The organism is Micromonospora sp. (assembly GCF_048594385.1).
Classification (GTDB): domain Bacteria; phylum Actinomycetota; class Actinomycetes; order Mycobacteriales; family Micromonosporaceae; genus Micromonospora; species Micromonospora wenchangensis.
In genome coordinates this window covers 1-10,879 of sequence record NZ_JBMDWU010000435.1, presented here as the reverse complement: position 1 = coordinate 10,879, position 10,879 = coordinate 1, and the positions used below count along the sequence as shown (strand labels likewise).

Here is a 10,879-nt window from a genome sequence, read left to right as displayed (position 1 = left end):
ACGGTTGGACAGCCCGCCGTGGTGTGCGGCCGGAGGGCGAACCGGGTTGCCGGCTCAGCCGACCGGCAGGCCGAGTTGCTGGGCGACCGAACGACCGTCGCGGTCGGCGAACGGGTCGTAGGGGCGTTGGCCGGCGGCGATCTCCGCGTTCAGCGCCGACAGCCGGCGGGCGATCTCGTCCCTGTCCTGGGCGATCGCCTTCGGCCAGCCGTAGCAGGCGGCCACCGCCTCGTCCAGGTCGCGGTGCAGCTTCTTGAGGTCGGTGTACGCGCCGTCGTCCACCAGGTTGTAGAGCCGGGTCAGGCCGATCTGCTCCTCGGCGCAGATCTCCTGCCGCCGGGCGATCATCCGTCGGCTCGCCTCCGCCACCCGCTCCCGCTGCTCGTCGCTGACCGGATACGGCCACGGGAACGGCAGGAACGCCGAGGTCGGGGTGTACCGAATATCGCTTTTCAAGGTGGATGACTGTGCCCAGGCCCAAGTGCTGTGGGTGAACGACGAGAGCACGCCCATCGAGTAGTCGTCGTCGAAGGCGAAGACGTTGACCAAGTTACTTGGGCAGGTCCATGGCTCACACCACGCAAGCAGAAGCCGCTTACCTTGAGCCTGAGCAGCGATGTACCGAGGCAGCCCCTCCAGCGCGGTCCGAATAGCTGTGTAGGGGGTCCGAATCGCCACCAGTTCTCGCGACGGAATCGGTCCCTGTTGGTCTCACGAATCGGCTTGACCCGCTCGCGCACGATCTTGAGCGCGTTCGGATACTTCATGGCCCCTTCCAGGGGGCGCTGGCCAAAGTCGATGATCCAGCGTCGCGGAAGCTGTCCAGGGTCGTCCGCGACATCTTCGCCGACAAGGTAGGGCCGGACGACATCGCGGTAGTTGGCATCCTTGGCGGCGAGAAGGGTGTGTGCCTCGCCCTCGGCAAGAATAAAGCCCTCTCCGACAGGCGTCATGCCCTGAAAACAGCGACCGTTGTTCGCCGGCAAGCTGGGGGCGTCGCCGGTTGACCTCTCCGGGGACTTCAGTTCGGCCGTGATCCCGCTGACCGGTTTGTTGTCGAGGGTGAACTCGGTGGGTGGTTCAGCCGGGGACTTGACCCAGTTGACCAGGCTCACGTGCACCTTGGCCTCGCCCGGCCAGGTCTGGCTGGACACCGCGTCGGTGATGACGCCGCCGTTGCCGACCACGTAGTCCAGGCTGGCCGATCGGGCCCGGTTCTGCGCGATCGAGTTGGTGCCGACCAGCCCGGCCCGCTGCCCGGCCCGCAGGTGGTCCTGCGACCGGCGGAACCAGTAGACGCAGAAGTCCTTCACCCCGACGCCGAACGTCTTGCCGAGCCACTTGAGGTAGTCGTCGCCGTGCTTGTCCCGCATGAACTGGGAGCCGATGAACGGCGGGTTGCCGACGATGCAGTCGGTTTCCGGCCAGGCGACCCGCAGGGCGTCGGCCGTCCTGATCGAGCCGAGGCTGACCAGCGGTAGTGGTGGCTCGGCCGGGCCGTACTTCTTGATCATCTGCCGGTGGCCCATCCAGAGGGTCACCCGGGCGACGGCGGTCGCCATCGGCACAACGTCGATCCCCTGCATGTTGCTCAGCGGGAAGTAGGGCAGCCCGGTCGGCACCGGCAGCCCGGAGGACTTCGCCAGCGTTTCGATGCGCTCCTTGAGCGTGTGTTCCAGGTGACGTAGCTCCCGGTAGGCGACGTAGAGGAAGTTTCCGCAGCCGCAGGCCGGGTCGAGCACCCGGAACCGGCACAGCTCCGCCAGCAGCGCGACGCCGTCGTCGGGCGTGGTGACCGCGTCGATCCGCGCCCGCCACGGCTTGACGATCGTCGGCCGGACGATCTTCAGAATGTCGATCTCGTGGGTGTAGTGGGCACCGAGCGCGCTGCGGTCGGTGCTCAGGAAGCCCTCGATCAGGGAGCCGAAGATGGTCGGGTCGACCTGCTGCCAGTTGTACTCGGCGATCCGCAGCAGCTCGGCGGCCTCCGCCCTGGTCAGGTGGACCAGGGCCGGCTGGGCGAAGAGGTCGCCGTTGACGTACTGGGTGCCCTTGAGGATGCCCTGCCGGCCGTGGTCGTTCGGGTCGTTGAGCGAGGTGAAGAGGCCACCGAGCATCAGGTACGACGACCAGAGGTCACCGTGCTGGGTGAGGAACCGGAGGGTCTGCTCGGTCGGTCGTCCGCCGATCATGTCCCAGTCCTCGGCGAAGAACAGCCAGACCATCTGGAGGACGAAACGCTGGATCGACTCGGGCGGTGCCGCCTGCCGGTCGAGCAGGCCCTGGTAGACCCCGGCGACCGCAATCGCCGCCGCTTTCGTCAACTCCCGGTTGCTGTGGTGGAACAGCGGCTCGTCGCCGGCCAGCACCATCAGCGACTCGTAGTGGTCCGGCAGCTCGGTGAGCGCGAACTCCAGCAGCGGGGCGTTCGGGTACTTCCCCGGCTCCCAGATCTCGAACTGCCGGAAGGCGCAGAGCACCACGAACTGCGGCGCGGGGCGGCCGGTCGCCACGTCGGCCGAGTTGTGCCAGTAGTCCAACGCCTGCTTGCGGTGCTGGGCGAGCCGGTCGCCCTCCTTCGGTGCCTTCATCTCCACGATGAGCAGCCCGGGAAGGTGCAGGTCCATGATCCCGGTGGAGGAGTGGGAATCCTCGAAGAGTGCTCCGGCGTCCTTGCGGTTGCGGCCGTAGCACTCGAACAACTCGTTCAGGAAGGTCTGCGCCTCGGAGCGCTCCGTGCCGGCGTAGAACTGCCACCGATCGACGAACTTGACCAGTGCCGCCCGGATCTGCTCACCACTGCGCATGGTCAAAAGAGCTTAGGGGAATCCGCCGAGAAGTAGGCACCCTGAAACAGGTCCTTGCGAGCGATTTCCAGGTTCCGGGCGGCGGTGTCGAGCATCCGGGCCAGGTCGTCGCAGCCGACCGTCATGGAGACGGCGCGCTTCGCCCGTTCGGTCCGTTTGATCGCCTGCTCGATGTTGAGCAGCGCTTCGGAGACCTCGCGGAGGCCGGATTCCCGAGCGGCCTGCTCAGGAGTGTGGTCAAGATCAGACATGTGCGGTCCTTTCGGGGCCGAGCGGACCCAGCGTACGGCCTGACCAGTCGGATCGGCGAGCGGCATCCCGCCCCGGGAGGGGGTGAGGCTCCCAGCCGGCGCACAGCGCGTACGGGGCAGAATGACCGGGTGACAACTCCCCGGGACCTCGTTCTGCTCGGCTCCACAGGTTCGATCGGCACCCAGGCGATCGACATCGTCAGGCGCAACCCCGACCGGTTCCGGGTGGTGGCGCTCGGTGCCGGCGGCGGCAACGTCGAGTTGCTCGCCACCCAGGCGCTCGAACTGGGCGTGGACGCGGTCGGGGTGGCGAAGGCGTCCGCCGCGCAGGATCTGCAACTCGCCTTCTACGCCGAGGCGAGCCGGCGCGGCTGGGCCACCGGCGACTTCAGGCTGCCGAAGATCATCGCCGGCCCGGACGCCATGACCGAGCTGGCGCAGTGGCCCTGCGACGTGGTCCTCAACGGGGTGGTCGGGTCGCTCGGGCTCGCGCCGACGCTGGCCGCGCTGCGCTGTGGTCGTACCCTCGCGTTGGCCAACAAGGAGTCGCTGGTGGCCGGCGGCCCGCTGGTGAAGGCCGCGGTGACGCGACCGGGGCAGATCGTGCCCGTCGACTCGGAGCATTCGGCGCTGGCCCAGTGCCTGCGCGGCGGCACCCGGGGCGAGGTGCGGCGGCTGGTCGTCACGGCAAGCGGCGGACCGTTCCGGGGGCGGCGACGCGACGAGCTGACCGCTGTCACCCCGGAGCAGGCGCTCGCCCACCCGACGTGGAACATGGGACCGGTCGGCACGATCAACTCGGCCACCATGGTCAACAAGGCGCTGGAGGTGATCGAGGCGCACGAGTTGTTCGACGTGCCCTACGCCGACATCACCGTGATGGTGCACCCGCAGTCGGTGATCCACTCGATGGTCGAGTTCGTCGACGGCTCCACCCTGGCCCAGGCGAGCCCACCGGACATGCGGCTGCCCATCGCGCTCGGCATCGGCTGGCCCGACCGGGTGCCCGACGCCGCCACCGCCGTCGACTGGACCACCGCCCACACCTGGGAGTTCGCCCCGCTCGACGACGAGGCGTTCCCGGCGGTGGCGCTGGCCAAGGCGGCCGGCGTGGCGGGCCACTGCCGCCCGGCGGTCTACAACGCGGCCAACGAGGAGTGTGTGGCGGCGTTCGTCGCCGGACGGCTGCCGTTCCTCGGCATCGTCGACACCCTCGGGCGGGTGTTGGAGGACGCCCCCGATTTCGGTGAACCAGGTACCGTCGAGGACGTGCTCGCCGCCGAATCGTGGGCGCGCGCGCACGCGCAGGAGATCATCTCGGGGTCGGGGAAGGAAGCCTGATGCTCTATCTGCTCGGGGTGGTGGTGATCGCCCTGGCGATCCTCATCTCGGTGAGCCTGCACGAGGCCGGTCACATGTTGACCGCCAAGGCGTTCGGCATGAAGGTCACCCGTTACTTCGTCGGCTTCGGGCCGACCATCTGGTCGTTCCGCCGGGGTGAGACGGAGTACGGCCTCAAGGCCATCCCGCTCGGCGGATTCTGCAAGATCGTCGGCATGACGCCGCAGGACGACGACGTCGAACCGGGCGACGAGAAGCGGGCGATGTGGCGTTACCCGGTCTGGAAGCGGACGATCGTGATGTCCGCCGGCTCGGTCACCCACTTCGCGCTGGCCGTCATCGCGATCTGGCTGGCCGCCATGTTCATGGGCCTGCCCAACAAGGACCTGCCCAACCCGCTGCCGGCGCACGTCAAGGTCGTCGAGTGCGTCGTCCCCACCGACGCGGTCCGCGAGTGCGCCCCCGGAGACCCGGTCAGCCCCGCCAAGCAGGCCGGGCTGCGTGACGACGACAAGATCGTCGCGATCAACGGCGTCGCCGTCCCCGACTACGCCGCGCTGGTCAAGACCGTCCGTGACCTGCCGCCGGGCCAGCCGGCGACGATCAGCTACGAGCGCGACGGGGTCGCCGGCCAGGTCCGGGCCGACCTCGCCGCCGTGCAGCGCAAGCCGCTGGACGACCCGAACGGCGCCCCGATCACCGTCTCCGCCCTCGGCGTCGCCGGCCCGATGCTCCCGCCCGGTGTCCCGGCGAACGTCACCTACGGCCCGGTCGAGGCCATCCCGGCCACCGCCGGCTACACCAAGGACCTGGCCGTCGGCACCTACGAGGCACTCAAGCGCATCCCCGACAAGGTGCCCGCGCTGTGGACCGCCGTCACCGGCGGCGAGCGGGACAAGGACACCCCGATCAGCGTCGTCGGCGCGAGCCGGCTCGGCGGCGAAGCCCTGGAGAACGGCGTCTGGCAGCTGCTGGTCCTGCTGTTCATCTCGCTGAACTTCTTCGTCGGCGTGTTCAACCTGCTGCCGCTGCTGCCCCTGGACGGCGGCCACATCGCCATCGCCTGGTTCGAACGGGCCCGCTCCTGGCTCTACGCCCGGATCGGCCGGCGCGACCCCGGCCGGGTCGACTACCTCAAGCTGATGCCCATCACGTACGCGGTGATCCTCATCGGTGGCGCGTTCACCCTGCTCACCGCCACCGCGGACATCGTCAACCCCATCACCCTCTTCACAAGGTGAGTGCCTGAAGTGACCGCTGTCAGTCTCGGTATGCCCGCCGTACCTCCCCCGCCGCTCGCCCCGCGCCGGGCCAGCCGCCAGATCATGGTCGGTTCGGTGCCCGTCGGTGGCGGTGCCCCCGTCTCGGTGCAGTCGATGACCACCACCCTCACCTCCGACGTCAACGCCACCCTCCAGCAGATCGCCGAGCTGACCGCGTCCGGCTGCCAGATCGTCCGGGTCGCCGTGCCCAGCCAGGACGACGTGGAGGCACTGCCGGCGATCGCGAAGAAGTCGCAGATCCCGGTGATCGCCGACATCCACTTCCAGCCGAAGTACGTCTTCGCCGCGATCGACGCCGGCTGCGCGGCCGTCCGGGTCAACCCGGGCAACATCCGCCAGTTCGACGACAAGGTCAGGGAGATCGCCGCAGCGGCCTCCGCCGCCGGTACGCCGATCCGGATCGGCGTCAACGCCGGCTCGCTGGACAAGCGGCTGCTCACCAAGTACGGCAAGGCCACCGCCGAGGCGCTCGTCGAGTCGGCGCTGTGGGAGTGCTCGCTGTTCGAGGAGCACGGCTTCCGGGACATCAAGATCTCGGTCAAGCACAACGACCCGGTGGTGATGATCCGGGCGTACCGGCAGCTCGCCGAGCAGTGCGACTACCCGCTGCACCTGGGGGTGACCGAGGCCGGCCCGGCGTTCCAGGGCACCATCAAGTCGGCCGTCGCCTTCGGGGCGCTGCTGGCCGAGGGCATCGGCGACACCATCCGGGTGTCGCTGTCGGCCCCGCCGGTCGAGGAGATCAAGGTCGGCAACCAGATCCTGGAGTCGCTGGGGCTGCGCGAGCGCGGGCTGGAGATCGTTTCCTGCCCGTCCTGCGGCCGGGCCCAGGTGGACGTCTACAAGCTCGCCGAGGAGGTCACCGCCGGCCTGGAGGGGCTGCCCGTCCCGCTGCGGGTCGCCGTGATGGGCTGCGTGGTGAACGGGCCGGGCGAGGCCCGCGAGGCCGACCTCGGGGTGGCCTCCGGCAACGGCAAGGGGCAGATCTTCGTCAAGGGGCAGGTCGTCAAGACCGTCCCCGAGGGGCAGATCGTCGAGACGCTGATCGAGGAGGCGCTGCGGATCGCCGACGAGATGGGCGCGGAGATCCCCGAGGAGCTGCGCGACCTGATCCCCGGCCCCACCGTCACCGTGCACTGATCCACCGTCGACGAAGGCGGCCCTCCCGGTGGGTGGGCCGCCTTCGTCGGTATCGGATGATCGTCGCCGGAGTCGTCCCGGTCCGGGCCGGTCGGCAGGTCGCCGGGGCGTACCCCGGGGGTCACTCGGATTCGGCGAGGATCGCGTACAGCTTGCGGCGGGTCTCGTCGAGCACCTGGGCGGCGCGTTCCCGCTGGTCGTCGGTGCCGGTCATCATCACCTGGCGCAGCGCGTGCATGGCCTGCGCGCCCGCGTCGCGGATGTCGTGCCAGCTGTTGACGGTGTCCTCGGCGAACTCGGCCCAGGGCGGGGTCTGTGCGGCCGTGGTGGCCTCCTCCCGGCCGGCCTCGGTCAGGTCGAACCGCTTGCGCCCGCCGCCGGCCGGATCGGTGCTGGCGGCGATGACGCCCTCGTCCTCCAGCAGTTGCAGCGTCGGGTAGATCGACCCCGGGCTGGGCCGCCAGGCCCCGCCGGTGCGGGAGTCGATCTCCTGGATCATCTCGTAGCCGTGCATCGGCCGCTCGGTGAGCAGGGCCAGCACGGCGGCCCGGACGTTGGGGCGGCGTCCCCGACCCCGCCCGCGCCCGCCCCGGCCACCGCCCCAGCCTCCGTGCCCGTGCGGGCCGGGGGGCATGGGCGGGAAGCCGAAGCCGCGCTGCCGGGCCTCCTGCAGTGCGTGGATCCGACGGTGGAATCCCATCATGTCGTCCTCTCGTTGTGCTGTCGCTGATGCATCAACGATATATCGGCAACGTGTTGGCGACAAGTCCGTTGACGGCTGTGCCGGTCGCCCGGCGAACCACCGCCCGGATCTGGCAGGCTGGTAAGCGTGCTGACGGTGCCGGTACGCCAACTGGGAGAGTCGGAGCGGCGCGCCGTCGAGCGGCTGCTCGACCTCGACCCGTACGCGGGCGCGCAGGTCGCCGAGCGGGTCTCCGCACGCGGCCTCGCCTGGTGGCGGGCCGAGGGCCGGATCCTCGGCTACGGCACCCGCCGCAACCTGGAGTCGATCTGCTGGCTCGGCGGCAACCTCACCCCGATCCTCGCCACCGACTCCGCCGTCGCCGCCTTCGCCGAGCAGCTCTCCGGCGAGGAGCGGCTCTGCTCCTCCATCGTCGGACGGGCCGACGCGGTGCTCGGCCTCTGGGACCGGCTCGCCGACCACTGGGGGCCGGCCCGCGACGTCCGCCCCAACCAGCCGCTGCTGGCCACCGATGCCCTGCCCGCCATCCCGGTCGACCCCGAGGTGCGCCGGGTCCGCCCCGACGAGGTGCACCTGCTCTTCCCCGCCGCGGTCGCCATGTACGCCGAGGAGGTCGGCGTCTCACCGCTGGCCGAGGACGGCGGCCGGGCCTATCGCCGACGGGTCGAGGACCTGGTCCGCGCCGGCCGGGCGTACGCCCGCATGGTCGACGGCGAGGTCGTGTTCAAGGCCGAACTGGCGGTGGTGACCCGCCGTACCGCCCAGGTCCAGGGCGTCTGGGTGGCCCCCGCGTGGCGCGGACGCGGGATCGCGAGCGCCGCGATGGCCGCCGTCGTCCACGACGCGCTGCTCCGGGTCGCCCCGACGGTCAGCCTCTACGTCAACGACTTCAACCGCCCCGCCCGCCGGGTCTACGAACGCTGCGGCTTCCACCGCGTGGGTACCCTCGCCACCATCCTCTTCTGACGATCCCGCCCCTAGCGCCTCCCCGCGCGCCCCGCCTCCCCGGGCACCCCCGCTCGCCACGGGCCCCGCTTTCCTGGCTCCTGCCTCCCCTGGCTCCTGCCTCCTCTGGGTGCCCCGCCCGTCATCCGTCTCGCCCCGGTCGCTCCGTCTCGCCCCGTCGGTCGCCACCTCGCCCCGTCGGTCGCCACCTCGCCTCGGTCGTCACCTCCCCCCGTTTGGTCGCCGGCTCGTCTCGGTGATCAAGAGGTTTGAGTCAGTTGATCAAGAGGTTTGAGGCAATCTGAAGATCAATCTTGACGCAAATCTCTTGATCACCGGGGCGGGGCAGGGGCAGGGCAGGGGCGGGCGGGGCAGGGGGAGGTGGGGCGGGGGAGGGTGGTGGGGGGGCGGTAAATGCGTTGAGGGGAGGGGGGCGGGGGGTCAGGCTGGGGGGTACCGCCACCCCGAGTCCCGGAGGGAGTCTCCATGCGCCTGCTCCGTGATCTCTGGGCGTCCGCGCCACGCCGCGTGACGGTCGTGATCGTTCTTGTCGTCCTCGGTGCCGCCGGTCAGGCCGCCGCCTCGGCGGTCGCCGGCACGGTGCTGGTACACCGCTCGGCCGGATGGTTCGCCGCGCTGGTCGTCGCGCTGGTCGTCGCGGTCTTCGGCGAGTTGGTGATCGCGCTGCTGATGGCGGGCATCACCGCCGACTGGTCCGCCGATGTGCGCCGCCGGCTCTGCCGGGTCGCCCTCGGGCAGGATCTGCCCACCCTGGAGGGCACCCCGGTCGGTGAACTGCTCGACCGGATCGACAACGACGTCTACCAGGTCGCCTCCGAGCTGCGAAACACCGGCGTACGGCTGGTCCAGGGGTTGGTGCTCTGCCTGCTCGCCACGGTCAGCGCGCTGTTCGTCTGGTGGCCGGCCGGGGTGGCGATGTTGCTGCTCACCGCGCTGCTCGTCGTGGTGCTGCGGCGTCCCACCGCCGCCATCGCCCCGGCCCGGATGTCCGAGGAGGAAGCCTGGTCGGACCTGGCCGCCGTGATGGAGGAGGCGGTGCACGGCCAGGACGACGTCCGCACCAGCCTCGCCCAGCCGTACGTGCTGCGGTTGTACGCCAGGCGGGCCGCCGAGGTGCTGACCCGCTGCCGCCGGGTCTTCCTGATGTCGGCGCGGGTCACCGCCTTCGCCGCCGGCACCATCCGGGTCGGGATCGCCGCGGTGGTGCTCGCCGGGGCCTGGGCGTTGACCACCGGCCGGATCGACGGTGCCCGGCTGACCGCGATCTGGCTGCTCGCGTTGAGCTTCGGCGCGACCGTCGAACACCTCGCCCGCTGGGTGCCGCACCTGCAGTACGCGCTCGGCGCCTGGGCCCGGGTGCTGCTGCTCTCCGACTCCCGGCAGGAACCCTCAGGCGGTCTCACCCCCACCGACGGCGACCTGACCCTGCGCGGGCTCACCTTCCGCTACCCGGTCACCGGCGAGGACGAGCGGGAACCCGCGCTGCGCGACGTCCGGCTCAGCTTCGTCCGGGGCCGGTCGTACGCGCTGGTGGGGCGGACCGGTTCGGGCAAGTCGACGCTGGCCAAGGTGCTCACCCGGGCGGTCGAGGTGCCGCGTGGGACGGTGCTGCTCGGCGACACCGACCTGTGCGACCTGGACGTCGAGGAGTTGCGGCGCTGGATCGCGGTGGTGCCGCAGCGTACCGAGATCCTTGCCGGCACCCTCGCCGAGAACGTCGCCCTGTTCGACCCGGACCTGCTCGACGACGCGCCCCGCGCGCTGGCCGAGCTGGGGCTCACCGGGTGGGTCGCGGAGCTGCCCGACGGCATCCGGACCCGGCTGGGCGAGGGCGGCCACGTGCTCTCCGCCGGCCAGGAACAGTTGGTGGCCTTCGCCCGCATCCTGGTGCGCGACCCGCACGTGGTGATCCTCGACGAGGCCACCGCACGGCTGGACCCGGTCACCGAGACCCGGGTACGCGAGGCGACCGAACGTCTGCTCACCGACCGGATCGGCATCATCATCGCGCACCGGCTGTCGTCGGTGCGGCGCTGCGACGAGGTGGTGGTGATGGCCGACGGGGCGGTCCTGGAGGCCGGCCCGCTGCGCTCCTCGGCCCGTTTCGCCGAGCTGCTCGCCACCAGCCACGCCGCCGCGTACACCCCGGTCGGTGCGGGCCGGTCCGGCAGCCGGGGCGGACTGGACCTGCTCGACGGCCCGGCCACCGCCTGGCCGGAGGCCGGCACCCGGGGCGCCGCCTGGCCGGACGCCGACGCGCCGGTCACCGCCTGGCCGGAGGCCGGCACCAGGGGCACCGCCTGGCCGGACGCCGACGCTCCGGTCACCGCCTGGCCGGACGCCGACGCTCCGGTCACCGCCTGGCCGGACGCCGACGCTCCGGTCACC

Annotated in this window: 9 protein-coding genes; 5 read left to right on the top strand and 4 right to left on the bottom strand. The window is 70.9% G+C overall.

Going from position 1 to position 10,879, the window contains the following annotated elements:
• Positions 1-54 precede the first annotated feature (54 nt).
• Genes ACOJTC_RS23655 through ACOJTC_RS23645 form a run of 3 tightly spaced genes read right to left on the bottom strand, consistent with a single transcriptional unit; the run spans position 55 to position 3,058 of the window.
• Positions 55-456: a hypothetical protein gene (locus tag ACOJTC_RS23655; RefSeq protein ID WP_420118535.1), complete on the bottom strand. Its 402-nt coding sequence runs from the start codon at positions 454-456 to the stop codon at positions 55-57.
• The gene (locus ACOJTC_RS23650; RefSeq protein ID WP_420118534.1) at positions 453-2,807 is read right to left on the bottom strand and encodes a DNA methyltransferase; all 2,355 of its coding nucleotides are present in this window, start codon (positions 2,805-2,807) and stop codon (positions 453-455) included. The genes ACOJTC_RS23655 and ACOJTC_RS23650 overlap by 4 nt, the downstream gene beginning before the upstream one ends.
• 2 nt (positions 2,808-2,809) lie before the next feature.
• A complete protein-coding gene (locus tag ACOJTC_RS23645; RefSeq protein WP_420118533.1) occupies positions 2,810-3,058 on the bottom strand; it encodes a hypothetical protein in 249 nt (82 codons plus the stop codon).
• Between the two features lie 129 nt (positions 3,059-3,187).
• On the opposite strand from ACOJTC_RS23645, the gene dxr reads away from it, so the two are divergent.
• Genes dxr through ispG form a run of 3 tightly spaced genes read left to right on the top strand, consistent with a single transcriptional unit; the run spans position 3,188 to position 6,822 of the window.
• Entirely contained in the window at positions 3,188-4,399 is a 1,212-nt protein-coding gene (gene dxr, locus ACOJTC_RS23640) for a 1-deoxy-D-xylulose-5-phosphate reductoisomerase (RefSeq protein ID WP_420118532.1), read from the top strand.
• Entirely contained in the window at positions 4,399-5,640 is a 1,242-nt protein-coding gene (locus tag ACOJTC_RS23635) for a M50 family metallopeptidase (protein WP_204923859.1), read from the top strand. Before dxr ends, ACOJTC_RS23635 begins: the two co-directional genes overlap by 1 nt.
• A gap of 9 nt (positions 5,641-5,649) precedes the next feature.
• Positions 5,650-6,822, top strand: coding sequence for a flavodoxin-dependent (E)-4-hydroxy-3-methylbut-2-enyl-diphosphate synthase (ispG, locus tag ACOJTC_RS23630; RefSeq protein ID WP_204923860.1), 1,173 nt, complete (start codon positions 5,650-5,652; stop codon positions 6,820-6,822).
• Positions 6,823-6,943: 121 nt separating this feature from the next.
• On the opposite strand, the gene ACOJTC_RS23625 is transcribed toward ispG, so the two are convergent.
• Positions 6,944-7,522, bottom strand: coding sequence for a PadR family transcriptional regulator (locus ACOJTC_RS23625; RefSeq protein WP_357928506.1), 579 nt, complete (start codon positions 7,520-7,522; stop codon positions 6,944-6,946).
• 129 nt (positions 7,523-7,651) lie between these two features.
• On the opposite strand from ACOJTC_RS23625, the gene ACOJTC_RS23620 reads away from it, so the two are divergent.
• Both ACOJTC_RS23620 and ACOJTC_RS23615 read left to right on the top strand, forming a co-directional pair.
• The gene (locus ACOJTC_RS23620) at positions 7,652-8,491 is read left to right on the top strand and encodes a DUF4081 domain-containing GNAT family N-acetyltransferase (RefSeq protein ID WP_204923862.1); all 840 of its coding nucleotides are present in this window, start codon (positions 7,652-7,654) and stop codon (positions 8,489-8,491) included.
• 465 nt (positions 8,492-8,956) lie between these two features.
• Positions 8,957-10,879, top strand: a 1,923-nt coding sequence (locus ACOJTC_RS23615) for an ATP-binding cassette domain-containing protein (protein ID WP_420118531.1), incomplete at its 3' end; no start/stop codon positions are given.

Bases quoted from the DNA above. Each gene is read 5' to 3' on its own strand.
- ACOJTC_RS23650 (WP_420118534.1), bottom strand. From the start codon at position 2,807: ATGCGCAGTGGTGAGCAGATCCGGGCGGCACTGGTCAAGTTCGTCGAT.
- ACOJTC_RS23645 (WP_420118533.1), bottom strand. From the start codon at position 3,058: ATGTCTGATCTTGACCACACTCCTGAGCAGGCCGCTCGGGAATCCGGC.
- ACOJTC_RS23635 (WP_204923859.1), top strand. From the start codon at position 4,399: ATGCTCTATCTGCTCGGGGTGGTGGTGATCGCCCTGGCGATCCTCATC.
- ACOJTC_RS23625 (WP_357928506.1), bottom strand. From the start codon at position 7,522: ATGGGATTCCACCGTCGGATCCACGCACTGCAGGAGGCCCGGCAGCGC.